Consider the following 24,400-nt stretch of genomic DNA (forward strand, 5'->3'; position numbering starts at 1 on the left):
CAATAAATAATCCAATATTAACATCATCATCCACTAATCGACAAAATTCTAGACGTGTGATATACTCCAGCGAAGAAGCTGAGTTGAATCAAGCAAATTACAAGGAAGCGGTTGCGCACATGAGTAATGGAGATTTTTTTCTCTCCAAAATATGGTGGTAAAAAAAGGTAGAAAATAGAAAAGCGCTTCTATAATCAAGAAGCGCTTTCTTTGTTTTTAGTTTTCAATTTGCTCCCTAATATCCGTAAATCTTTTTTAAAGCAATATCAATATCATCAGTTGCCGAAGCAACTACACGGAGAATTACTTTTCCTTCTGCATCAATTAGGATTTTTGTTGGAAAACCAGTCACGTTATAAGACTTTACAATATCCAATTTTGCACTGTTCTCATTATTTAATACATTGATCCAATGTATCCCCAATTCATCGATAGATTTTAACCAGGTCGTTTTAGAAATAACCTCTGTCTTTCCAAACTCCTGTGCTACCCCTACAATTTCGAAGCCCTTTTCCTTATATTTCTCTCGAAGTTCTTTCAAATGAGGCATTGAGGCCTTACATGGGGCACACCAGCTTCCCCAAAAATCAAGCAAAAAAACACGACCACGCAGATCATTCAATGTAAATGGCTTGCCATCAGCTGTCGTACGCTCAAAATTGATAGCCTGCATACCTTTGGCGGTTACAAGGTCATTCGCAACAATAGCTTTAATTTCCAAGTACTTTTTTGTACCTTCAAAATCAGGGAGTTGTAAATCTGAAAATGCTTGTGCATAGTCATCCGAGGTATACAAATTCTTCATCCGATGAAGCAAGAATAAACTTACGAAGGATTTGGGGTTTTTAGCTATAAATTCCTTTTGCGCTATTCTTTCCTGGTCTCTCAACTTCACCATCCTCTTATTGCGCTCTGTCCAAACTGGAGAGTCTGTCTGATTCGGATTTTTTAAAAGATCCGCATAAATATAAGCCATTTCTTGAGTGGCCCTACGATAAGATTTACGCAACTTATTGTAAAGGTTGTTTTCCTCTCCCCCTTTTACGAAGGCAAGCTGTAGTTCATCACTGGTGCCCTTGATAAAAATGTTACTATGTTGAATAAATATATTCAAGGGCCGCTGTTGCATAATTTTTGTCCGATCTGTTCCAATAGCCCTTACAGTAGCGTCGACTACCAATTCTTGCTTGGGTACCTTAATTTCGAACCTATCCACCTCTGGTTTGGCTACGTAGCTATGTTGTTTTCCGCTATAGTCGATAAAAGAAATTACCACATTGACTATTGGTTCATCTTTTGGTGCTTTCAATATGCCTTTTACAAGAATGCTGTCAGTCTGTCCCAACAAATTAAAAGGCAATACTATTATCATAATTACAACTTTAATAATATCTGTGCATTTTTTCATATGTGTATAATTATTCGTGCATTTAATTGTTTTCTTGATGGAACTCATGAATGCTTCGCATTTATTTCATGAGCTCGCAAGCTCGGTTTGATTTTTATCTGTCATATGGAATATCCAAAGTATATTATGCACGCTTTTATAACGAAAAGGTAGGCATGCTACTCCGCGGTTATTCGTGTTTGTGCAGCTACTGCTACATGGATATTTCATATGTAGTTTTATTTGTTCTTAAATGTCATATGTGGTACCCATGAGTTCCTGTGCTTCGCACTAAACAGGAGTACATCATACGACTAATCTTCTTTTAATAATTCTTCCAATAATTCCTTCAATTGAGGATTTGATGGACGTGGAGAGTTGATCGTCACTATTTCGCCTTTTTTATCAAAAATCATAAATCTAGGAATCCCCGTAATTTTATAGTATGTTGCCCATACATTGACCAACACCACTTTCCCCTTCAAGTCCGAAAATTGCACTTCATTACCCTTATGATCAGCAAATTTGAAATTCAAGCCTGGATCTCCTGGTTGGAGTTGAGCCATTTCGTTTCGTATATGCCTATTTTGCTTAACCTGACTTTCAGTCAATAGGTACTGCTTATATTTATCTTGTGCAATTTTATAATTGGGATACTCTTTTTGCATCTTTAAATACGACAACAAAGCATCACCTTTTAATGTATCATTCTTGATTAGGGCCAGTTCTGCTTCTAACATCTCAATACCTTTTTTCATTTGTGAATAGTATGATTCAGTTTTCCTATAAAATAGCTAGCCTTTATGCGTTCGTTTTTATGTACAAAACTCGTTGATATTTCAATTGTTTACTGTCTATAAGATACATCTACAATCTTCCCAAACCCTTCGTATACTTCATTCAATACAGGAGTGTCCGAAAGATTAATTTTATAAAACTCCATTTTTCCAGAGCTGTTCGGATTAGCTTGATCGTAAGTACAAACCATTAACTTAGACCCGAACTCATTGTAACGGACATTATTGAAAACCTGTAATATACGTTGAAATTTAATTAGCGATATGGAGCGATTTCCTACATCGAGTAGTGTTTTAAACACCTTATTAAAAGGATCGTATTGAAAGACTTTGTTCCCCTTAGCAAATATTAAATATCCATAATTTGGATCAACCGCATAAAAGTCGGCCGATTCAATACCGAACGTACTTTCCACATCATCAAATGCTAATGGTCTAAGAACACCGCTACTTGGATTTGTAGCACGCAACAAGCGCAACTTTTTTGTTGTAGGATTTTGAAATAATGCATAAAACTGAATACTGGATAAACGAACGGATTCCATATAAAGCAGATCATCACCGACATTAGCTGGATTTAAAACATCAGGCAATGAAGATGAAGGCACCAAGCTAGCTCGATTAGTTCCTTCATGGGTAATAAAGCGCTTATTATCCGTATCGTACATCAATAAATACGGATTCGTATTCGTGTATTTTTCAGCAATATACTTTGAAACTTTAAGCTGTACCCCCGTATTCAATCGATTAATTGTCGGACCATAAGTATAACCATTTATTGGGTATTCATATCCAACCACGCCATCACTATCCAACATATACACTCTATTGCTACTTCCCATTCCTCGAATAACTTGTGCATGATAACCTACCTTTGTGGGTCTGAATACTTCTTCTTTTAAATTGCGGTATGAAGTCCAGACCCTGTTGGTGTTGTCAATGCTATACGTCTCCTGATCACTACCCACATAGATCCGTGCTGTAGGTTTTGATGTAAATGGATCGTAGTTATAGACGAAATAAACCAATTTAGGTTTTCCCTTTAATGCTATTTTACTCCATTCAGCAAGTATGTTCTTATTATATTCATAATTTTTGGTCGTACTATTAAAATGGAGCATATCTAATCTTGCCGTATCGCTGATGTTATTCAGCACCAACCAGCCATCGGCAATTCTGGTCGTTATAGTCAGTTCGGACGAAATCTCCCAAAACCGTTTGGTACTTAATTCTGTAACTCGAAAGTACAATTCATGTTTGCCCGGCTCCAGCTCGTTCAACTTTTTATTTAATTTTTGGGTCTGGGCCAGTACTTTCTTATCCGCTCCAACGATGGTAAACCATTCATAGCTGTACTCTTTATCTTTAAAATCTCTCCCGTTTGCAAAATTAAGTTCAGGATTAATTTCTAAGTTGATCTCTAAATAACCGGTATAACTTTCTTCAACACCAGAAATCACCAAACTATCCAACTCTGTATATTCATAATTACCCAAATCTTTTCTGCAAGAAGTAAATACAGAAAGAACCATTAACAGTAGGTATAATATTTTATTTTTCATCTTCGTATCATTTATTATTTTACAGCTTGTCCCATCCTCATCTCCGTAACGCCATCGGCTTCGTAAACCGTCGTCCCCTTCGCTTTCATTTCATTAAGGTACCCCTGAGTTCCAAAAGCCCAAGAAAAAACCATAGGAATACTAGGTCTAAAACCAGGAGATGTTACTGTTGGAATATCCAAATCATATCTATCAATCAGTAGCTGAAATTTCTTAGAGCTATATTCTCCCAAATACGTGATCATTATTTGAGCGCCACTTGGATTAATTTTTTTATCCCAGAAAAAAGGTGCTCCAGCGATATCATCCACATATAAGGTAAAATCATTAAATGTTGTGGATGGAGAGGCAGTTGTGGTTTCGATATCCTCCGGTTGAAAATCTGTAACAAAATTAGCGTTAGCCTTTAAGCGCATTTTCAAATTCAAGGCTTCCATTGTCATTACATTATTTCTCAAAAGTCTAATCTGTACTGTATCCGACACCTTGTTGGCTTTTATCGCAAACTCTTTATTCACGAATTCGTAATCCCTACCTTCCTTAAGGGTACTCGCAGGATCAAATTCTATCAAGTACGTTCTATCCCTATTTTTCACTTCACCGGTCGCCATAACATGAATATTGAAAGTATCTACTTTTATTTCTGTATTGGTGTATCCAAAAGAATAAAAGTAATCGCTAAAGGGCTGGTATCGTTTTCCAACGAATTTACCTTCAAAATATATGGTACTAGAACTATTATAAAGTTCCAACTCTTTCTCCTTACAGGATGACAAGCAGACTGCAGCGAGCAATAGACTATATAGAAATTTTATATTTTTCATCTTAATTTAGTTATCATTCAGTTGACTGATTTATTTACTTTCAATTGCAATATAAGATTCATCATGCCTTATCTTGGTTCTGTTTCAGATAATGGAATAGGGAATGTAAATACAGACTCCCTGATCGAATAATTTGTATTGTTAGTCGCATCTAATATGGAGGAGGCTTGATTTCTTTTATAGTAGAACCAAAGTTGTCCCTGACCATAAAATTCCTTTCTATATTCTTTTCCAATACGATCATTTACCCCATTAGGATCTGCGATAACATCACATTTTCTATTGGTCAATAGTTCGTTCAAATAGGTCAATGCTTTATTAGAATCCGGTGTACATTCAGCTGCTATTAAAAACACCTCTGCCAGACCAATCCCCGGTACGGTATTTTTATAATTTAAAAGAAAGCCAGATGGTTCTTGATATTTAATGAAAACTTTATAATTTTTTCCTCCTGACTCCACCCAATGATTACCAAACCGAAGATCATTTTCCCAATTTTCGAAAATATTCTTTAAAAAATTATCATTAGTTCCGGCTGCTAAAATGGTATTATCGTCTAGCGAAGGAGCAAATAAAGCCCTATATCTGTTATATAAATCAGTATTTTCAAAGCCAAATAACATTTCCGTAGAGAAAATTTTGTTTGAAGTCGAATTTTGAACCGTCACCCATGGGAACTTTGATTTTGCACCTATTACAGTTTCGGCTGCTGCTAATGCATCAGCTTTGTCTCCTTTATACAAATGAATTCTCGCCTCTAAAGCTTTAACTGCATAATAATTAAAGTGATAGTTTCTGAATGTCAAGAAGGGCTTCTCTCCTAACTCGACCTTCCCTCCTGTTAAATCCACTAGCGGCAAATCCATTACAGGATCTGATGCTTGCAATATGCCTGCAGCCAGTTCGAGATCAATCAGAATCTTTTCAAGAACATCTTTAGTCGTGGAATATGAAACAATCTCACTACTTACTTTATCGTAATATGGTAACCTTTCGGCTAGTGGATCGACAGCATATGCCGGAGCAAACATACGCAGCAGGTCAAAATAGAGGTATGCCCTGGCTGCCAAGGCTTCCCCCTTCATAATTGCCAAAGATTGCTTATCCAATACTGCTCCCTTACGCTCCAGGTTGCTAATAAACACATTAATGTTAGCAATATTTGCATACATCTCAGACCATATTCTATCAATAGTTTTTTGCACGTTTTCCTCTTCGTAATTGTATGCATTCAAAGGCCTTCTAAAATCTGGCCGCAATGAATTAATTGCATACATGCGAGCAAGCACATCTGGGACATCTAATGTAAGCGTACTACCATATAAACTTGATTTGCCCAAGTTCATATAGATACCATTTAATGCATCGTAAAACCCTTGCGGCGTACTAAACACATCCTCTTCAATAAACTTATCCTCTGGCTTCACATCCAGCCATTTCGAACAACTAGAAAGTATAAAAAACAAACTAGCTAGAGACAATAATATTCTAATATTTTTCATTGGTATTCTACTTAAATGTTGCAAATAAACTCATCGATACAGAACGAGCGAAAGGATAATCTATACCTCTTTCGCGGCGTACAGTAGAGCTATAAAATATATCATTCATATAGGCAGACAGCCTCACATTGGATAACATCATCCGATCTAACCATTTTTTATCAGTAAATTCATAACCTAGATTAATAGACTCACCGGTGAATGTCGTTTCCTTCTGCACAAAACGAGAAGATATAGGTGTGGTAGAAGTTGTTGAAATAGCCTTAAACTGTGCATGGTCGCCAGGGTTTTGCCATCTACTATATAAAGCTCTACGATCTTGGTTTAACTCTAGTCCTTGATTCGAAATATTTTCTACCTTATTGTACAAGGCTGTATTCATAAAATCTCTGTTAAGAATAAACCGTACAAATACGTTTGCGGAGAAGCCTTTATACAACAAAGATCCTCTAAGCACTCCTTCAGCAAGTGGTTGCGAATTTCCGACCACGACTATATCATCCGGGCTATAGTTAAACGTTTTTTCCCCATTTTGGGTCAAAAAAACCTCCTGGCCAGTTCCTGGATCAATCCCCAATGACTTCACAGCCCATAAATCCCGCGGACTGTACCCATCACGGAATCGCACCATGGAATTACTGGTCAAAAGTTTCTCGTTCAGACTTCTTAGCGTATTATTAAAATTACTATACTTTTGATCCGAAACCGCACCTGTAACACCGAAAGTCAATACAGCTCGATCGGCAGGTTTAAAAATAGGTGAATAGTTAAGAATCATCTCCAGTCCTTTGATAGTAGATGTTCCTACATTGTAAGGATATGATCGTAAACCTGTTGATGAAGGTAGAGTAATAGCAACCACAAGAGGATCTGTCTTCTTATTATAGGCATTTAATTGCATATTGAAACGATTTTTAAACAACGATGCGTCTAGCCCTACACTTGTCTGTATGGTCCTTTGCTGTCTAAGATCTGGAGCGCCCAGTGTAGAAAAATAAATTCCTTGTCCGAAGCGGTTGATCCCGCTATTGTACTGAAATATCGTCTCACTCGAATTATTGAAATTCTGATTTCCGGTCAAACCAGCATTTCCACGTACTCTTAAATTATGTAGCCAAGTGATATCCTGTAAAAAAGACTCTTTGTGCGCATTCCAGCTCAAACCCAAGGAGTAGTAAGAAGAATAGGGATTATCAGAACCAAAATTGGTTGATCCATCTACACTATAGTTAACATCCATATTGTAGCGTTGATCGTAAGAATAATTTCCAGAAACTGTAAAAGATTGACGTCTAGATAAGCTGGTAGAGGCAAGAGGTCTAGCCCCGCTTCCGTATCCATACGAAAATGCGGGATTACCGTTTGAAGCAGAAGGAAACCCTAAGACCTTAAATCCGTCTAAAACCCCCTTATTATTAGCTACCTCTGCCCGTAAGTTTGTCGTCACGGAATGTTTGGCACCAAATAGCTTCGCATAGGTAAGCATCGCATTCGCTGTATAATTAAAAAGACTTACTTGTGTTTGATCCAAACTACCTTTTAGATTATACTCGATCTGTTCAAACGAAGTATTTAAAGGAGATATAAAGACCTTATCCACCGTATTTGCTTTGCTTATCTGACCACTAGCTGTTATTTTCCAATTATTGTCAATGGTGTATTGCAGTTGAATATTATTATTAATATTAAAATTGGAAGATTCGTCGAAGCTATTAAGTGCTGCGTTGTACATCGGGTTCGAAATATTTATAGATTTTCCTTGATTAAAACCAACAGCTTGGGATAAAAATCGAACCGATGGATCTGCAAATTCATGATAGGGATTTGCCTCTGCCCAAGTTGCAAAGCTTCCATAAGAAGATTCCTCAGAAGAATAACCTACAATAAAAGTTCTATTGGAGATATTAAATTTACCTTTGCGGTACGAAAGATTCATATTAGCGCCATAATCTTGTCGCCCCGAGCCTATCATTATACCTTGCGTATTTTTATAATTAACACCTACATCAAAAACTACAGCCCCTTCACCACCTCTTGCGCTGATGGAATGCCGGTGGGAATAGCCTGTTTGTAAAGGCTTGTTCAACCAATAAGTATCAACTCCTCTTAATACATTTTCGAGGCGTGAATTATAGAGTGCATCCAGTTTCAGCTGTTCGTCTGCTTTACTAGAATAATATCTACCTGATAGTCTTTCAAACTCCAATTTTTCAGCAGCATTCATCATATTGTAGCTGTTCAAATCTGGAAATTCTGATTTTAAGTCAGCCGTGTACGACAATTTAATTTTGCCAGATTTAGGCTTGATGGTTTCGACTACCACGACCCCATTGGATGCTCTCGATCCATAAGTCGCGGTCGATGCTGCATCTTTAAGAATAGTAACAGATTGTACAATATTCATATCAAGGTCGACAATAGTACGTAGACTGGTCTCAAAACCATCTAATATGAATAAGGGCTGATTGGGATCATGGGAGAACTCATCCCGCAAACCTTCTGTAGTAATACTGGTTTGCCCCCGCAGTTCCAGTGTAGGCAACGCATTAGGATTTGATCCTAAGCTATTGTTCTCTACTTGAATAAATGAAGGGTCTAGTGCGCGTAAACCGGCGATAATATTCTGGTTTCCGACCATTTTTAACTCTTCGCCCGTAAATGTAGAAGTAGCCCCTGTGAAGCTTTCTTTTTTACGTTCCATCATACCCGTTATTATTACCTCACTCACTTCATTAGACTTGGGCACCAAACGTACCGTCATTTTATTTAAATCCATGGTAGCCTTTATTTCCTGAGAATCGAACCCTATGTAGGATACAATCAATTGCTCGTTTAGCGAGGTAATGGGTAGGATAAAGCTACCTTCTTCATTACTCAAGACAGCATTTCTTGGATTCGATTTTTCACGGATCGATGCACCTTTGATCGGTCTACCATTTTCATCGACTACTTTTCCCTCGATGTGCTTTTGTGTCGATACAACCGATTTTCCATTGTTATCCACCGGTTTGCGGAGTATGGTGATACTTTTATTGGTAATACGATATTGTAGCGGAAGCCCTTTAAAAATATAGTCCAACGATTCTTTTACGGACACATTTTGTAAATCAACACGAATATTACCTATCCCCTTGAGATCCTTCGCTTCATAGAACAGATCATAACCCGACTGCTTTCGGATTGAAAAAAGAGCCGACTCCAGAGAGCCCGAAGTTTTTAATGTTATCTGTGCGTAGCCGAATCCCTGAAGAGATATAGCTAACAGTAGGGTCAAAAGTGGTCGTTTTATTACACAATGCACCACCGACCCCAAGACCTTTTTAAAGTCAATTGGATTAGTTTTCATTACGATATTATAGGTTAGTTATTTATTTATTATTTTATATCTACAGGATCAGCAAGACGAGCCAATAGCGTATTGCCGCGCATTTCGAATTTTATCTTTCCGGTCGATGACATTATTGTAAGCACCTCCTGCAAAGATTTTTTTCGTGAGATAGCTCCAGAGAAATTAAGTTTGCCCAGGCCTTCCTCATATTTTGTATCTATAGCATACCAGCGTTCCAACTCCTTAAATATTTCTGAGAGGCTATCCTCGATAAATAAGAAATCGTCATTTAACCAAGCTGTTTCCAGATCAAGGTTAAAGTTAGATTTAGTCAATCCATCTGTAGTCAATCTCCCTTGTTGGCCCGGAGCAAGTAAAAGGGACTTATTACTATTCAATGCCGACAAACGCACACGACCTTCAATCAATGATGTTTTTATCATCTGCCCTTCTTCAAACTCGTCTACTATAAATTTTGTACCTAGCACCTGTATCTGTTGGTTGTCCGTTTCTACCACAAAAGGCTGCGCAGCATTATGCGCCACGTCAAAGAAAAGCTCCCCTTGTGCATAAACCTTACGTTGGTCATTATTAAAATGATTGGGGAAACGAATACGGGAACCCGCATTCATGGTCACTTTAGTACCGTCGGTCAGCAATAAAGTATACTTTTGACCTTTTGGCGTTATCAGTGTGTTGTACTTCGATTCATTTTCCAAAACGACATCACTTCCTGCCTCATGTCTATAAGATATAGCTCCATCCGCCTGACGTTCAATTATGATCCCATCTTCTGTGTGGATAGATCCACTGTCCAATTTATTGAGATTTACGGTCTCGCCATCAGCCAGTATAAGTTGCCCATCCTCCTGTGCCGGCGCAATGGCATTGACCTGCTGATAGTCTACCCATTGTGCATCCTCATAAAGCCTCAAACCTATTAAAGCGATGCCTACAATTATGATACTAGCAGCGGCCATCCTCCAAAAAGGATGCAACAATATTATTCTTGATTTTGATTTGGTCTGCTTTTCCAATTTATGCCATATCTCAGCCTTATGAGCCTGCATACGACCGTAGGAAATATTTTCAAATGCATCATCTATATAGCTATGATACCAAGTTTCTATATATTGACGTTCTTGCGGGGTACACAGTCCGTCCTTATAGCGCAGCAAAAGTTCCCTAAATTCGTCCTTCGTTAGATTCATTAAAAATATTATGGTCAGTTACGTAATAAAGACGAAGTAACCGTGCGAAGGGTGTAGATTAAAATAAAAAAAAGTGAAAAAAAGGATGAAGTTTTTTACGCAGCACCTTTAAAGCATTATTAATCTGAGTCTTGACCGTCTTTTCTGATATATCAAGTTTATCTGCTATTTCTTTATGACTAAGAAATTCTTTACGACTCAATTCAAATATATTTCTCATTTTAGCAGGAAGGGCATCGATTGCTTCTTCCAAATACCTATTAATTTCCTTTTCCTGTATCAAATGATCCGTACCTTCGGTCAGTCCTATAGAACCTCTAAAAGAATCATAATATTTTTGAAGTACTTTGTGGCGCGCTATGATATCTAAGATATGATTCTTGGTAATCATAAATAGATACCCTTTAACATTCCCTACATTATTATGGTATTTTCTTTTTTCCCAGAGTTTAAGAAAAATCTCATGAACAATATCTTTAGTAGCTTCCTCCTCTCCAATTTTAGAAAAAACATGCTGGTAAATATCATCAAAATAGTGTTCATACAGCTGTTCATAAGCTTTTGTACTGCCTCTCGCCATTTCCTGCAGTAAGGCAACATCATTTAGTATATCCAATTGATCTTTCATTAGGGAGGTCCTATGTAGGACAAAAATAAGATATTATTGGGACAATGTTAACAACATTAACGGATCTAATATTAACCAATATATTATTTAACAACATAATCGCTGGATAGTCGAGGGTTTTATTACACCAAAGCAAAATGTTGAGCAGGCATAAAATGTGGATAGAATAATTCGTAAACTCGCTATTATGGGCCCATTATAATCCATCCCAATAACAAAGAGCAATCGGAAGCGTTGAAGGCAATTGACCAGAGGAAGCCTGGGTAATTTTCGCCTGAAAAGTTTCCAGGCTTCCTTTGGTCATCTGATAGCGACCTCCCCTTCTCCCTCCGCTACAGCATCCACCAACAGCGCATACAAGCGCTTATAGGCCTTAGTAGATTGGAGTAGCAAATAATCACCATCACCGTCCTTCTCATAGCTCTCTCCGACCAAGAGGCAGCCTGCGGTATCGCCAAAGTTGTTGCCGATATGGATGTAGATATACTTGAAGTTAGGCACATCAATAAGCTCGATCATACCCCGGTGTAGCTTCGGGAATCGCCGCTTGTAGCGCGCATTCATCCCCCCGTATGTATTCAGCTGCAACCGATAGGTGCCTACCGGAATAGCCGTCGCCCCCTTGATCTTGTTGTCGCGCACCAAATCCTCCAGCCCATAGCACAAAAACTTCCCATCCCTATAAATCTCAGACAGGGTACTGTTCTTCCCCTGCCTGATACGTTTAACCGTTAATTTCATGGTTCTCCTTCAGCTAATTCATCCCTATCAACTTCATCAACCCCCTCACCTTTATCAACCTTATCAACCTTCTCACCCTTATCACCTTTATCAACCTTATCACCCTTATCACCCTTATCCACCCCCTCACTGATTACCGTCTCCAATATCCCCAGACCCAGCGCGACATATTTGATAATACCCAGCGCCTTTCCAGGCAGCTTGACCGGAGCCAGCAGCACCAACTGTACCACTGCGCTTATTTTCTTTAGAATTTTGTACATGTTTTTCTCTGTTATCTTGTTATCATGTTAACCTGTTATCTTGAAAAACTAGATAACTCGTTCACTAGATAACATGTTCACTACTTAACTTGATAGCTCCATTGGCCTAGGACTGTTACGCGTTCAGAAAACAGTTTGACGAGTCCGTATAAAACAACCCGAAGAAGTGAAACGACTCCGGGCTGTTTAGGACTTAAGAAGTGTTTTCAGCGTAATCGTCCAAGCCTTGACCTTTTGGTTCTTTTCTGTCAAGAGAAAAGAACTAGGCCCTGTGGCTATGAACTCACTTCAATCTCTCCCAGATAATAGCTAACCGAAGTCTTTACGCCATCCCGGTGTCCTGTGAATACCCAGCCGACCACATGATCACCGGCATAGACAGCTGGAAAGGTAAAGCTCATGGTGCCGTCATTGCGTACTGCCGACTCCAGGATGCTAAAAAACTGCTTCTCCTTGTTGTACATCAGGAGGATCACCGAGTCATCGGCAAAGGCATTGAATCGGTTCTCCTCGACCGTCCAGGTCACGCTGATCTCCTGCGGAGCGGACTCCGTCCATGCCACCCCCATCAGGTTGGCCAGACCACCCTTAGCGATCACTACGGAAGCGTAGTCCAATTCGAAACTTGGGTAAGCCCCTGTAATACCGTAAGCCAATAGATGCTGCAGCGCCTTGTTGTAGCCTGTAGCGCGAGGCTGCATCGCATCCGAGTAGCCCAACTTGAGGAGATCCTTGATCGGTGATAAGAAACTCACCGCTAGTGCGAAGCGTGCCCGTTGGGCCAGCTGATCTTCGGTAGCCGGCTTATTGCTCCGTTTAGGAAGCGAACGTACGTAATCCACATTACGCCAACTCGAGCCGATTACGCTTCCTACTTTCCCAGAATAAGCGCCTGTAATTCCTTTTAAAAATCTTGCCATTTTTTGATTTTTTAAAACTGTTAAACCATCGTCTACATGTAAACTATTTCGTGATATCAACAGCGAAACTAGGGTCTTATCACCTAAAACATAAAGTAATGGAACAACATGGGACTGGATGGGACGATATGGAACAGACTGTCCCAGAAAACACAAAAAAAAGTGGCTCAGCAAGTAGATTCATGCCACGGGCTTCGATCAGGGATGCCCTGCGCATGCACATCGCTACGGGACGTGGCCGACTCTGGGTATCCCCTTGTTCGAGTGGGCTTCGACAACGCTTCGAGTGGGCTTCGAGTGGGCTTCGACTGCATGTCGAACAACAGTCGAACAACAGTCGAAGCGCTCCCGAACCTGTCCCGAAGCAGTCCCGAACAACAGTCGAACAACAGTCGAACAACTGTCGAACAGCTGTCGAACAAAAAGTCTATAAAGTTTGCTTAGATCCTACCGCGGCGTTTACTTTCCTGGATCATATCCTCCAGGTCTTCGAGGTAGTAGCAGTGCCGCTCGCCGATCTTTCGGGGCACCAGTTTGCCTGCATTTACCAAGCGGTAGTAGGTGGTACGGCCTATGCGCAGTATGCGGAGCACCTGCTCGATGTCAAGCAGCTTTTGGTCGCTGAGCGAAGGCTTGTTCCGATCGGCATCGGCATTCCGCAATAATAATTGGTAGATCGCTTCTATAGCCAAGCAGATCCTGTTTAATACATTTTTCATGGTTCTTAAAGTTTAATTGGTTATCTCTTCATTCCTCTCCTGCATCCAACTCCTCATCGGGCATCCCAAAAACCACCTTCATCACCTTCAGGCCATATTCATTCAGTGTTATGGCCGTATCATAGCCCTTTACGTATACGATGTTATTTTTACCCTCCGTCCCCAGCGACAGACAATTGTCCACATTGACCACATAGCCCTTGTGTACCCGTTTGAACCGGGCTTCGTCCAGTAAAGGCAAGAGCTGGGTCAGCGTCGAGCGAAAAGAATATTGCTCTCCATCTGTCTTGATCAATAGGGTATAATTTTCATTTGTTGTAAAAGCCGAAATCTCGTCAAAGCGGAACCGCATGCGCAGCTTCCTCTTTATTTTCAACTTTTCATCTTCGACCTGTATAATATTCAGGAAGATACTGTCCTGTAGCCCTGTAAGATACTGCGCCGAAAAAACTTCGTAGATCTCCTCCAAGGTTTGCTTCAATAGGGCAAATGATACCGGCTTCTGCAGCCAGTATTTCACCCTGCTTTTATAAGATCTTGCTGCTTCTTCACTGTATGCCGAGACAAATATCACCTCCGGTCGGCAAGGCAAAGCTTCGATCAGATTGATCCCATCCAGATCGTCCATGACCATATCCGATAGCAAGACATCGATCGGATTATGGAGCGCATAGTCATAAGCCCCTAGCGAGGAGGTTTCTTTAGCGACGACACGGACAAAGGGCAGCCTGGATAGCAGCATACAGATCGTCTTTAGATCTGCCGGAGAATCGTCGACGACGAGCATCTTTAGTTTAGGCAGATTAGATTTGTGTGCCATAGTCTATTTTTAAATGGACCCGATACAGTGCGCCCTGTCTGCCGGCAGCAAACTGATACTTGCCTGGCAGCACCAGCTCCAGGCGTTCCTGGAGCAACTTCAGCCCCTTTCCTCGTTCCGAAGAAGCTACAAATACAGGCTTACGCTTCGCATTCACCTCATTTTCACTCTGGTATTCAAATCCACCGGAATACAGTTTCAGACGGATATAAACCGCATTCGGACGGTCAAAACGCGCATACTGCGCAATGTTTTCTATCAGGGTGAGCAAGACGCCCCCCGGGATCAGCTGCCCGTCCCAATCGCCCTCGATCTCGATGCGCAGCAGGTCCGAACGGCCTTCACGGATATGGATGATCTCTATCATGACCAACAGCATGGCCCACTCTTCCTCCAGACTTACCAAATCCTCCCCTCCCTGGTGAACACGGCGTGCATAGCTCTTGATGTCATTCACTTTACAGATCAGTTCATAATTGTCCCAATTGCCCTGCTCTGCCTCTACATTGGCGACAAAGCCCAGCAGTATGCCTTCCAGATGCGCATTCATCTCATACTGGGAGTCTCTTGCCTTTGCTTTCTTCTGCTCTATCCTGAGCCGTACGAAATCGACCAGCATCTGTAAATATCTCTGTATCAATTCAATCAGTAATGTGATAGCCGCCAGTAGGATGAACTGGGCAGCTACATTACCGATAAATGTCAGTCATGTAAATCGCCCCTTCGGATTGAACAAAAAGACTTCTACCGACGGTAGGATCCAATAGATAAATAAAAAAGCATATGGGATACTGAAAAGATATAGCACAGCCCAACCGGCATAGATCCATTTCCTTGCAGGCTGATCCGACAACCCTTCCTTGATAAACCATCGCATCAGGTAAAAAACGGGGGAGCACATCAGGATAAAATACAAGGAACCTTTGAACAGATTGCCGTTATAATTGCCACCGTTTCGCATTAGGACCAAGACGAATAAGCCGATCAACAGCAGCAGGTTCCATAAAAGGATCTTTCCAAAATTGCCGATATTTCTGCACCTCATAGTAGATAAAAAGGACAATAAGTTGGTTAAAAACAATTAAAGTACCCTAAGTTAATTAAATTATTTATTATTTTTCACTCAAACAACCTAGTTTTCAGCTTTCTATTTAATTTGAACCACTGCCTTTTAGTGATATAGCTCCAGGCATACTTCTGAAAATCCAGCTTCAAAAACAACTTTTCATTACTATAAATGAGCCAATTAGGTACATCCGAAGCCGCATTAACCGCGGACTGTACCGGGTATGCCAACGCGTGCGGATACAGCCAGCCCTCCCAGCCCTCGGGCCTTCTCCGTATGGATTTTTCCAGTAGCGCATAGGAGCGACTGTAGAACAGTCTGGTATAGTGTTCGAGTGTACAGTCTACGGGTGCTCTCAAGCACTCTACCGCAAAGTCCAGCGGTTCATCCCAGACTGTAGCGGGACAGATCATGTATACCGGCCAGCCCCTGCGGTGGCACCATGCGGCCAGCCCTTTACGCAGCGCAATAACCGCTGCGAGAAACGGTATACGCATCGCCTTTGCCGGATCTACCTGTAGCTGCGTACCCGTGTTGCCATCCATATAGACCAGTATATGATAGCCTTCGGCCTGAAGACGCATCATCGCCCTGAAGCAGTGCGGATCCTCGGCATCGATAAAGACGATATCACCTCCGGTATCCATCAGCGATGCCTGTTCGCGTAGCGGAGCTTCTTGTTTGGCACGCACCTCCCTTGCTATCAGGAGCGCCAGCTTGAAGCCCATACCGCACAATAAGCGTGGCAATAGCCGAAACGAACCGTAGTGAAAGGTCAGGATCATTCCCGGCGCTGTTCTATACGTTTCCAAGCGTCTAAAGAGCCCCTCCCGATCGGCAAAATCCAATAGTTGATCCTGCTGCAACTGATCCCACGCCGCTTTGCGCCGGTTGAGCTGTACGCCCAGGTACAAGCTATGGTAGTCTGCCCAGGGCAATTTTGGTAAAAACTGCCTACAGTTTGCCGCAAACAACAGGTAGTCCAACTGTTGGATACAGTCCTCCCGTCGGTAGATCTGCCTGCAATCTGCTGCGATCGTATTAAATGTAAATTGATCATTCATATCCATAAGTTTAAGTCGCTGCGAACAAGGGATGCAGCTTATCGCATCCCTTGACTGCTAAAACAGATCAGCTAGAGGCCCGTAAAAAAACACTTCGGTTCGTGATCATTATCCGTTGGAGATTGATCATTGAATACCCCGATCAATTGGACCATAGGTCTCTCGCCAGTAACTGCAAGCGACATTTCTCTTTTGCGCCATAGGCGGCTTTTGTGTGTTGCTTTCATTTGTTTAGTGTTTACAACATTGAATGGCTCCCTTTACAGACGGGCGGAGCTGTAAGCCCATATCCCTTGCGGAATACAACACTAAGGTCAGTCGTCTCGTTAAAAATTTACAAGCCTTGGGATACATAGTCCAGATATCCTATCTCGCCCCTCATAGCGCAAAATATGCTGCTTCATCCCTATTCTGTAGGCATTCATCCCTAAAACGTACCTTTTCATCCCATAAATGGGAACCAAAAGCCTCCTAAATTATATTCGTATCTGGGATGAGGTATTTCCTTATTCCAGAGAGAGCTATGATACGAAGCCTTGTTATCCAGCCGCAGCGCTACTACCCGCATGCCCGCGAGAGCAGCGAACTACCGCGAGGTAGCAGCTACCGTATGGCCTATGGCGAGGCCAAGAGCTGGCAGATCGACGACAGCTGGTGCAGTATACAATGGTACAAGAGCAAGTACATCCTGCCCTATTGCATCGAGATCGAAGCCAAAGAGCCCCTATACCTACCGGTATCGATCAGGTATCCCGATATACACTGGCAGTATATGCTACAGGGCGGCTACGGCATTAGCGAGGTCGCGGATCAGGGGCCTCTCCTGACCGAAGGCTATCAGCATCAGATCTATGCCGCTTGTGGCGAATTCCTGTGCGATGTACCCATCGGACGGCATCTGATCGTAGGCTATACTATCGTGACCGACTGGTTGGACAAACACAGGGAACCATCGGCTGCCGATCTGGAAGACCTCCCCCAGATCTTACTACCGGACCAACTATACCGTAGCGAGCCAGCCCCCATCACGGCCGATATGCGCACCGAGCTCTACTACATACTCGAGCATCCCCAGATAGCCGGCATCCAACAGGATACCAATATCTATGCGGCTGTGGGACGATTGCAGAGTGCTCACGATCGGCAAAAAGCAGCCGCTAGCCCATCTCCATACCGTAAAGAAGAAGTGACAACAACTGTACGTCAGTATATCGAGGATTTATTGGACAAAGAGAAGGAAATCCCTACGATAGCTCGAATCGCCGATCTATATTATATAGACAAAGACCATCTGAGCAAAATGCATAAAAAATTACATCAGAAAAGCCTACAAGAATATATTAACGACAAAAGGCTAGAACGTGCCGCCCTACTCCTTAAAAATGGTATAAGTATCGTTGCAGTGACTTACCGACTACACTATCACGACATACCCGCCTTTAGCAATGCATTTTTGAAAAAATACGGAGTACGTCCCAGCCAGTACCGCGGGTAGCCAAGTCTACGGATTTTCACAAGCTATTTTCCGGATTCTTACAACAATCAACCCGCACTTCGTTCCTACCTTTGGATTATGATCTTCAAGGTGAAGATTATAAGGAACTTAATTTATAACAGATGTTATGAGAAAAAACAAAAAAGTGTGGGCATCACTCCTCACTCTAATCTTGGCTTTCTTTGCAATCGGTGCGATTGCAATTACGAAAGAAGTGATGAAAAAAGAAAACCCAACTAAAGCCAATGTAGTAACAACAGCTACGCGGTATTTTGTGGGAACAGACCCATTAAATCCGAATCACTACAGTGCAAACCCGGATCTAGACAAACCTTGTGGATTTCCACAGCAAACTATTTGCAAGATTGAGACGCCGGTAGATGCATTAGGAAATCCAATGCTGGATGAAGACGTGTATGATCCCAATTCAAATGAGACCAAAACCGTTTCTGAGTTTATTACAGATGCATTGAGCTCACTTGGCAGTACTCCAACTACAAACGCAGTAGTATCAGATTTTAGGGCAAATTAAACCATTAACAGAAGTGGGGACAAATACCTCTGCCCCCATTTCTGTTATTATCACCTAGGATTCTGTTGATATCCACTGCTACTAACCGCTATCCAAGGAATCAAGAAAGTGTACTTCAAATCGCCCGGTTTCAAAGTATATACGCTAGATACATTTCCTTCCTTCACTACTCGACTAAGTGTTATGGCATATTCGGGATATATATTTAACCGCCTCAGATCCATCCATCTTAACCCTCGATATAGCAACTCTTTCCTGCGCTCTATAAGAACGTTATCCAATAACTCTTTACTATCTGCAAATACGCGATCGGTATATTTACCTGCTTCATATCGATGCCGCAATAGCGTATTGAGGTATTCCGCCCCTTCATCCAGCGAGTTTCTTCTGGCCATACATTCTGCCTTTATCAAATATAGCTCGTCCACTGCTACACCAGCAAAATACCCTGAAGTTACACCGTTATAAAACCCTTTAAACCTCCTCCCTGCACCCGACGTGCGAAAATAGGCTTGCTTTCTTAAGTCTTTTTCTTCATATTGTTCATAAAGATCATCCGGGATAAACGCAGTAGAAATAGCGGTATTATAGGCTGCTGCCGCAGAAACACCAAGATACATTATCTCTACATTATTGGATAATGAAAATGGATAACGTGCAGACAAATCCAAGCTATTAAAATCCAGCAGATTATCATTATATCCCAAGGCAATATCAGCCATTGCCTCCGCTTTATCAAACAGTTCTGTCACCAAGTAAATTCTGGACAACATAGCCGCTGCGACTGGTTTTGAGGAGCGTGTTATATAAGGGGTTGAATTGGGCAGCAATTCTAAAGCTTTAGTCAGATCATCCAAAATACGACTATAGGTATCATGAAGGGAGGCTCGACCCAATTTAATATCTACTTCTGAATCCAATCGTAGTACAAGCCCAAGGCCTTCAACCGAGTTTAGTAAACTATAATGGTTGCAATATACCTGCGCCAGGTAAAATAATGCGGTGCCCCTTAAAAATAAGGCTTCCCCTTCCAGCTCTTTACGTTGTTCTGCTGAACCTCCTTCCATTCTATTCAAAGTCTCTATAACAACGTTTGCAACTGTGATTGCCCTGTAAGGGCGAGTCCAATTCATCTGATTCATGCCCTGATCTTCCCAGGTATAAACACTTTGATGAATATCCTGAAGCCCTGCATAGCCCTGTTCATTAAGGAAATAATTATCCGTGGAGGCTTCCAATTGTGCCGGGTAGAATTGGTTTACATCAAATTCATTATCCAGTAACCTCCTAAGATCAGAAACACCCGTCGGTATTCCGACGGAATTGGAGGATCTTTCGTCCAAAAACTTATCACAGGATAACATCACTGCTACCAATAGTAATAACGGTAATATTAATATAATCTTCATAATTCTAGATTTTAAATACTTAACTGTAGCCCCAAACTATAACGACGTTCTGGTGGTCTGCCCAAATAATCAGGGTCAATTCCATATTTGTTTTTTGCCCATATTAGCGTGCCCCCATTTGTCTTACCGTACATTCGGCCTGTAATTGTCCTCCCCGACACTTTTATTCGAAAATTGTGCGACAAGCTCACATCCTGCAATCTGACAATATCTCCTCTGGAGACATTTGCAGAAGAGTTTGCGTAAAAATTGTCCCGGTTTGCAACTGCGGGATAAATCATAGAAGGGACATTCGTAAATGCCTCGTCACCCGGTGCTTGCCATCTACTACTATAATCGCTGTGGCCTACCCAGCTATCAAAAAGATCCTTGTAACGTATCGTCTGCTTCTGAAAATAATGTCCAAACTTGAAGGCAAACAACAAGGAAAGGCTCCAATTTCCAAAAGAGAGCTCTTGGATCAGCGAACCGTGGTAAGGGGGCAATGCGGTGCCGTGATAGACCATATTTTGCAAAGAGTCATTAATAAGCTTTGTGTAATTTTCGGATTGCTCGCCTTTATAAATACCTTTTGGATTTCCATTATCAGGATTAAGACCCGCAAAATTATAGGAATAAACAGGATACAGCTCCTTATCAACTACAGGCTGCATCAGTCTGCCTGCATTCTGAACATATGTCCTACCTAGGCCTATCGTACCGTACATCTCTTTTACTCTAGTTCGGCTTACAGATGCATTAATGGTAGTTTTGCCGGACAGACCGCCCCATTGATAACTACCCGACAGACGCATCTCTGCCCCATGCCCCGTCAATGAAGCGACATTGCGGTATATCGTATTAAAACCCGTTGTAATATCAATAAGATCATCCGATAGTATATCGGTAGATTTCTTCCTGTAAACATCGATACTTCCGATGATACTCCGCTTTAAAAGTGAAAAATCAACACCTATATTAGTTGTAGCGACATCCTCCCATCGAAGCACGGGATTGGAAAGCCTAGCTATGGCCGCCGCAGGTAGCTGCGTGGTTCCTGACGTCGATGGTGCTATATATCTTATCGTTGGCAGATAATTCGCGGCTCCACCCGAGTTACCGCTATGCCCATAGGTAATCCTAAAATTGAGCCTATCCAACCAACGTATCTGCTTCATGAAATTTTCATTGCTCATCTGCCAGCTTATGCCAGAAGACCATAAGGGATTCCAGCGATCATTGGTCTTCACCCCAAATATGTTTGCGGCATCCTTTCTGGCCGAAATACTGAAGCCATACTTCTCCTTTAATAAGTAACCCGTATTACCATAAAAAGAAACAAAGCGACGCAATGAATGTGAAAACTCTCCTGCGCTTGGAATTCTTGAATTGGGCCCCAAACCGTCATAAATAGGGTATGTATTTTCGAAATCGACAAGCTGGCTCGACATACGATCGATATCATAACCATAGACTAAGTTTCCGTTATTAGCGCTCTGGGTATTCGAAAGTTCGCTACCTACAATAACCGATACATTGTGATCTAGTCCCCAGGTTCTGTTATATCCTAGCTGCCCACGTATATGATGTGAAAACATAGCTCCCTTCTGGTCATCCCTTCTCCCTCCAAGCGGTAGTTTACGCACTACTTTATCACCTTCTATTTGGGTAAACCGGTTGATAAGGTCACGCATATAATAGGATTCTACGCTTCTTATATTGTTTCCTGAGCTTGATTGTTTTTCAACCCCATAGGTCGTAGCCAGAGTTAATCCGGAAATAGGTTTCCAAGAAAAACGTATCCCCCCCTGCACATGTTGTGACGAAGAACTAACTGTGGATTTACCAATATCCGCTAGTGGTATATAACGCCAATCCAGCAGTGGACCTCCATAGAGGCTTTCTATATATTGCTGATTGTAGTTTTTGGGAATACTGAGTCCCTCTCCGTTACCATCCCTGAAGCTCACATAGGGATACATACCAACCCTACTTCCTCCAGGTGCGTAGGATTCATTAATCAAATCGGCGTATCCTTTTGTAGACTGATCACTATATGATAGATCTAAGTCCATATCAAATTTATCGCCCCAGACAAACCTACTAACGACCTTAGCCGTGAGCCTATTATAAGCATTTCCTATCTCTGATCCATTTCCTTGATCATAGCCGATAGAAAACCTATTTTGTAATCTCGAATTTCCTGTTGACAAAGACATATGATGTTGCTGAGCGAAAGGAGGCCTATAAAAGAGTTGGCTTACTTCCTCTAGATAGTCTACTTTTCTAAACTCCCGTATATTATAATTTAGCTCATCATCGCTTAGGTCACCATTCTTATTGGCATACAACATATCGATAAGCGGTGAAAAAACTATCGATTTCTTCCGACTACCTGTATACGTGGCATTGTAATGATTACGTTCAAACAAAAACAACTCCACATCTATAAAATCTGAAGTATTGATACGCTGGTCATACTGGAGATCAGGTCTTGGAGTAAGGTTTAGGTTGGAGGAGTAAGATAGCTGTGGTCTTTCATTTTCTTTAGCTTTTTTGCTCGTGATCACGATTACCCCATTTCCCGCACGCGCTCCCCATATGCTAGTTGCTGCAGCATCTTTCAATATGGTTACACTTTCGATATCTTCCGGGTTAATATTATCAATATCTCCTTGATATGGGAAATTATCAAGCACGACCAAAGGATCCATTCTACCAGTAGACAATGTGCTAATTCCCCGTATATTCAGTTGAGGTGTACTGGATCTATTGTCAAATAAAAGGCCAGGTGCGAGAGCTTCTATTTTTTCAAAAATACCATACCCTGTACGCGTTTGAAGCGCTTTATTGTCTATATGCTCAAAACTCCCCGTAAAGCGTTCTCGCGAAAGAGTTTGATAGCCCGTATTAACAACATCTACCTGTTCCAGTTTCACATCAACATTCTGCATTACAATGGATAGAAACGTGCTGTTACTGTCAAACGATTTCATCGTATCGATATACCCTAAGCATCGCACAATCAAAGTACCTTCCTTTGCCGCTGTATATATCTGAAAGTTGCCCATCCTGTCTGTAAAAACTTTTTTTTCCATTCCTTTTTCATGGATCGTAACCCCTTCAAGTCCCTTATTTAATGTGTCTAAAACCCTACCTCGAAGTAAAGATTGTGCATGTGCACTGATTCCAATCAGTACACATGCAATTATTGTGGCAATTCTCATTTCGGATTAATCGTAAATGGTGCCTGATAATTGTGGTCTAAAAGATTACGGAAGGTATGAGTTTGTAATATACCACTCCTATTAATCCAGAAATAGCTGGGATATGCGTAGTGCCTAAATAGCTTTTCGAGATAACCATCTTCGATAATAGAAACTAGGTGATTTATTCCTGCTTTCTCAAATCGTCCTTGTTTCATAAAGTTGTACAGTTTTTGATAATTCTCCCGACTTTGATTACTACTGACCATTACTACTGCCAAATCATTCGGATATGCTGCTTTGAAAATATCTATCTCTTTTTGATGCAACAGACACGGGCCACAGCCCGAGGACCAGAAATCCAACACAACCATCTTACCTTTATGCTCTTCGAGTGTCCGGCGTATCGTATCGCCATTAATAAAGAAAAGGTGTTCCTTGGTCCAAAATTCATCGGGCACTTGCTGTCCGATATGTAAAGACTGTACCTCATTAAGGCCTTTGGCCTCCTGCCCGTAGGCAGGAGAAACCAAAGACCAACTAAACAACACACAGAATACTATAAACACTACGTCACTGCGATACCGCCCTAGCGGAAGAAGCAGTCTATATTTATTATTTTGTTCTATTGGACGACCCGAACGGTCTTGATAACTCGTTAACACGTTAACTTGTTCACCTTTCCCAAAGGGCAGTTCTCTTCCACCCCTATTAAAATTTATCATTCTAAGGTTCATTAGGTGTGACCTAATGAGGGCGGGTCAGAGCGTTACTTTTATCAACAACCTACACGTACCTGATCCTCGATCAGGCCACACTGTTTTAAATAAAAAATTAACTGAATGAAATCGCGAAAATGCCTTGACGTTTATAATTGGTATCTCTTCGGTAAATAATTGGCAAATACGTCGATCTAAGTCATCAATAATGACTTTTACTCCTTTAGG

General features: G+C 41.4%; 22 protein-coding genes. 2 read left to right on the forward strand and 20 right to left on the reverse strand.

From position 1 onward, the window contains the following. Positions 1-235: 235 nt before the first annotated feature. The 17 genes from G7B18_RS00910 to G7B18_RS00990 form a co-directional block, all read right to left on the reverse strand. The gene (locus tag G7B18_RS00910; RefSeq protein ID WP_164121865.1) at positions 236-1,372 is read right to left on the reverse strand and encodes a TlpA family protein disulfide reductase; all 1,137 of its coding nucleotides are present in this window, start codon (positions 1,370-1,372) and stop codon (positions 236-238) included. A gap of 329 nt (positions 1,373-1,701) precedes the next feature. Further along, positions 1,702-2,145 (reverse strand): TlpA family protein disulfide reductase, encoded by a 444-nt coding sequence (locus G7B18_RS00915; RefSeq protein ID WP_164121866.1) that lies wholly within the window; start codon positions 2,143-2,145, stop codon positions 1,702-1,704. 89 nt (positions 2,146-2,234) lie between these two features. After that, positions 2,235-3,746 (reverse strand): PKD-like family lipoprotein, encoded by a 1,512-nt coding sequence (locus G7B18_RS00920; RefSeq protein WP_164121867.1) that lies wholly within the window; start codon positions 3,744-3,746, stop codon positions 2,235-2,237. A gap of 14 nt (positions 3,747-3,760) precedes the next feature. After that, positions 3,761-4,570, reverse strand: coding sequence for a DUF4843 domain-containing protein (locus G7B18_RS00925; protein ID WP_164121868.1), 810 nt, complete (start codon positions 4,568-4,570; stop codon positions 3,761-3,763). A 68-nt stretch (positions 4,571-4,638) separates the two neighbouring features. Next, positions 4,639-6,072 (reverse strand): RagB/SusD family nutrient uptake outer membrane protein, encoded by a 1,434-nt coding sequence (locus G7B18_RS00930; protein WP_164121869.1) that lies wholly within the window; start codon positions 6,070-6,072, stop codon positions 4,639-4,641. A 7-nt stretch (positions 6,073-6,079) separates the two neighbouring features. Next, the gene (locus G7B18_RS00935; RefSeq protein ID WP_164121870.1) at positions 6,080-9,418 is read right to left on the reverse strand and encodes a SusC/RagA family TonB-linked outer membrane protein; all 3,339 of its coding nucleotides are present in this window, start codon (positions 9,416-9,418) and stop codon (positions 6,080-6,082) included. 29 nt (positions 9,419-9,447) lie between these two features. After that, the gene (locus G7B18_RS00940; protein ID WP_164121871.1) at positions 9,448-10,611 is read right to left on the reverse strand and encodes a FecR family protein; all 1,164 of its coding nucleotides are present in this window, start codon (positions 10,609-10,611) and stop codon (positions 9,448-9,450) included. Positions 10,612-10,669: 58 nt separating this feature from the next. Beyond that, on the reverse strand, positions 10,670-11,239 hold the full coding sequence (locus G7B18_RS00945) for an RNA polymerase sigma factor (protein WP_164111971.1): 570 nt from the start codon (positions 11,237-11,239) through the stop codon (positions 10,670-10,672). Between the two features lie 300 nt (positions 11,240-11,539). Next, positions 11,540-11,980, reverse strand: coding sequence for a DUF5675 family protein (locus G7B18_RS00950; RefSeq protein WP_164121872.1), 441 nt, complete (start codon positions 11,978-11,980; stop codon positions 11,540-11,542). Continuing rightward, positions 11,977-12,243, reverse strand: coding sequence for a hypothetical protein (locus G7B18_RS00955; protein WP_164121784.1), 267 nt, complete (start codon positions 12,241-12,243; stop codon positions 11,977-11,979). Before G7B18_RS00955 ends, G7B18_RS00950 begins: the two co-directional genes overlap by 4 nt. A gap of 275 nt (positions 12,244-12,518) precedes the next feature. Then, a complete protein-coding gene (locus tag G7B18_RS00960) occupies positions 12,519-13,223 on the reverse strand; it encodes a DUF6266 family protein (RefSeq protein ID WP_164121873.1) in 705 nt (234 codons plus the stop codon). Between the two features lie 380 nt (positions 13,224-13,603). Continuing rightward, positions 13,604-13,882 carry a helix-turn-helix transcriptional regulator gene (locus G7B18_RS00965; protein ID WP_164121874.1) on the reverse strand — a complete coding sequence of 93 codons (279 nt, stop codon included), beginning with the start codon at positions 13,880-13,882 and terminating at the stop codon, positions 13,604-13,606. A 28-nt stretch (positions 13,883-13,910) separates the two neighbouring features. After that, on the reverse strand, positions 13,911-14,702 hold the full coding sequence (locus G7B18_RS00970; protein ID WP_164121875.1) for a LytR/AlgR family response regulator transcription factor: 792 nt from the start codon (positions 14,700-14,702) through the stop codon (positions 13,911-13,913). After that, positions 14,686-15,321, reverse strand: coding sequence for a hypothetical protein (locus G7B18_RS00975; RefSeq protein ID WP_164121876.1), 636 nt, complete (start codon positions 15,319-15,321; stop codon positions 14,686-14,688). The genes G7B18_RS00970 and G7B18_RS00975 overlap by 17 nt, the downstream gene beginning before the upstream one ends. Before the next feature lie 87 nt (positions 15,322-15,408). Next, positions 15,409-15,747 (reverse strand): hypothetical protein, encoded by a 339-nt coding sequence (locus tag G7B18_RS00980; protein ID WP_164121877.1) that lies wholly within the window; start codon positions 15,745-15,747, stop codon positions 15,409-15,411. A gap of 74 nt (positions 15,748-15,821) precedes the next feature. Then, entirely contained in the window at positions 15,822-16,460 is a 639-nt protein-coding gene (locus G7B18_RS00985) for a hypothetical protein (RefSeq protein WP_164121878.1), read from the reverse strand. Positions 16,461-16,903: 443 nt separating this feature from the next. Beyond that, positions 16,904-17,059 carry a hypothetical protein gene (locus G7B18_RS00990; RefSeq protein ID WP_164121879.1) on the reverse strand — a complete coding sequence of 52 codons (156 nt, stop codon included), beginning with the start codon at positions 17,057-17,059 and terminating at the stop codon, positions 16,904-16,906. 266 nt (positions 17,060-17,325) lie between these two features. On the opposite strand from G7B18_RS00990, the gene G7B18_RS00995 reads away from it, so the two are divergent. After that, positions 17,326-18,327 carry a helix-turn-helix transcriptional regulator gene (locus G7B18_RS00995; RefSeq protein WP_164121880.1) on the forward strand — a complete coding sequence of 334 codons (1,002 nt, stop codon included), beginning with the start codon at positions 17,326-17,328 and terminating at the stop codon, positions 18,325-18,327. 217 nt (positions 18,328-18,544) lie between these two features. Then, on the forward strand, positions 18,545-18,859 hold the full coding sequence (locus tag G7B18_RS01000; RefSeq protein ID WP_205601684.1) for a hypothetical protein: 315 nt from the start codon (positions 18,545-18,547) through the stop codon (positions 18,857-18,859). Positions 18,860-18,909: 50 nt separating this feature from the next. Here the strand turns inward: G7B18_RS01000 and G7B18_RS01005 are convergent, their stop codons facing one another. Genes G7B18_RS01005 through G7B18_RS01015 form a run of 3 tightly spaced genes read right to left on the reverse strand, consistent with a single transcriptional unit; the run spans position 18,910 to position 24,178 of the window. Then, positions 18,910-20,268, reverse strand: coding sequence for a RagB/SusD family nutrient uptake outer membrane protein (locus G7B18_RS01005; protein ID WP_164121882.1), 1,359 nt, complete (start codon positions 20,266-20,268; stop codon positions 18,910-18,912). 11 nt (positions 20,269-20,279) lie between these two features. Continuing rightward, a complete protein-coding gene (locus G7B18_RS01010) occupies positions 20,280-23,474 on the reverse strand; it encodes a SusC/RagA family TonB-linked outer membrane protein (protein WP_164121883.1) in 3,195 nt (1,064 codons plus the stop codon). Further along, positions 23,471-24,178 (reverse strand): TlpA family protein disulfide reductase, encoded by a 708-nt coding sequence (locus tag G7B18_RS01015; protein ID WP_164121884.1) that lies wholly within the window; start codon positions 24,176-24,178, stop codon positions 23,471-23,473. Before G7B18_RS01015 ends, G7B18_RS01010 begins: the two co-directional genes overlap by 4 nt. Positions 24,179-24,400: the final 222 nt, after the last annotated feature.

The organism is Sphingobacterium sp. xlx-130, assembly GCF_011007405.1.
Classification (GTDB): domain Bacteria; phylum Bacteroidota; class Bacteroidia; order Sphingobacteriales; family Sphingobacteriaceae; genus Sphingobacterium; species Sphingobacterium luzhongxinii.

What these genes read in the sequence shown, in the direction of transcription:
- G7B18_RS00910 (WP_164121865.1), bottom strand. Translation starts at nt 1,372, where the DNA reads ATGATAATAGTATTGCCTTTTAATTTGTTGGGACAGACTGACAGCATT.
- G7B18_RS00915 (WP_164121866.1), bottom strand. Translation starts at nt 2,145, where the DNA reads ATGAAAAAAGGTATTGAGATGTTAGAAGCAGAACTGGCCCTAATCAAG.
- G7B18_RS00920 (WP_164121867.1), bottom strand. Translation starts at nt 3,746, where the DNA reads ATGAAAAATAAAATATTATACCTACTGTTAATGGTTCTTTCTGTATTT.
- G7B18_RS00925 (WP_164121868.1), bottom strand. Translation starts at nt 4,570, where the DNA reads ATGAAAAATATAAAATTTCTATATAGTCTATTGCTCGCTGCAGTCTGC.
- G7B18_RS00930 (WP_164121869.1), bottom strand. Translation starts at nt 6,072, where the DNA reads ATGAAAAATATTAGAATATTATTGTCTCTAGCTAGTTTGTTTTTTATA.
- G7B18_RS00935 (WP_164121870.1), bottom strand. Translation starts at nt 9,418, where the DNA reads ATGAAAACTAATCCAATTGACTTTAAAAAGGTCTTGGGGTCGGTGGTG.
- G7B18_RS00940 (WP_164121871.1), bottom strand. Translation starts at nt 10,611, where the DNA reads ATGAATCTAACGAAGGACGAATTTAGGGAACTTTTGCTGCGCTATAAG.
- G7B18_RS00945 (WP_164111971.1), bottom strand. Translation starts at nt 11,239, where the DNA reads ATGAAAGATCAATTGGATATACTAAATGATGTTGCCTTACTGCAGGAA.
- G7B18_RS00950 (WP_164121872.1), bottom strand. Translation starts at nt 11,980, where the DNA reads ATGAAATTAACGGTTAAACGTATCAGGCAGGGGAAGAACAGTACCCTG.
- G7B18_RS00955 (WP_164121784.1), bottom strand. Translation starts at nt 12,243, where the DNA reads ATGTACAAAATTCTAAAGAAAATAAGCGCAGTGGTACAGTTGGTGCTG.
- G7B18_RS00965 (WP_164121874.1), bottom strand. Translation starts at nt 13,882, where the DNA reads ATGAAAAATGTATTAAACAGGATCTGCTTGGCTATAGAAGCGATCTAC.
- G7B18_RS00970 (WP_164121875.1), bottom strand. Translation starts at nt 14,702, where the DNA reads ATGGCACACAAATCTAATCTGCCTAAACTAAAGATGCTCGTCGTCGAC.
- G7B18_RS00975 (WP_164121876.1), bottom strand. Translation starts at nt 15,321, where the DNA reads ATGCTGGTCGATTTCGTACGGCTCAGGATAGAGCAGAAGAAAGCAAAG.
- G7B18_RS00980 (WP_164121877.1), bottom strand. Translation starts at nt 15,747, where the DNA reads ATGAGGTGCAGAAATATCGGCAATTTTGGAAAGATCCTTTTATGGAAC.
- G7B18_RS00990 (WP_164121879.1), bottom strand. Translation starts at nt 17,059, where the DNA reads ATGAAAGCAACACACAAAAGCCGCCTATGGCGCAAAAGAGAAATGTCG.
- G7B18_RS00995 (WP_164121880.1), top strand. Translation starts at nt 17,326, where the DNA reads ATGAGGTATTTCCTTATTCCAGAGAGAGCTATGATACGAAGCCTTGTT.
- G7B18_RS01000 (WP_205601684.1), top strand. Translation starts at nt 18,545, where the DNA reads ATGAAAAAAGAAAACCCAACTAAAGCCAATGTAGTAACAACAGCTACG.
- G7B18_RS01005 (WP_164121882.1), bottom strand. Translation starts at nt 20,268, where the DNA reads ATGAAGATTATATTAATATTACCGTTATTACTATTGGTAGCAGTGATG.
- G7B18_RS01010 (WP_164121883.1), bottom strand. Translation starts at nt 23,474, where the DNA reads ATGAGAATTGCCACAATAATTGCATGTGTACTGATTGGAATCAGTGCA.
- G7B18_RS01015 (WP_164121884.1), bottom strand. Translation starts at nt 24,178, where the DNA reads ATGATAAATTTTAATAGGGGTGGAAGAGAACTGCCCTTTGGGAAAGGT.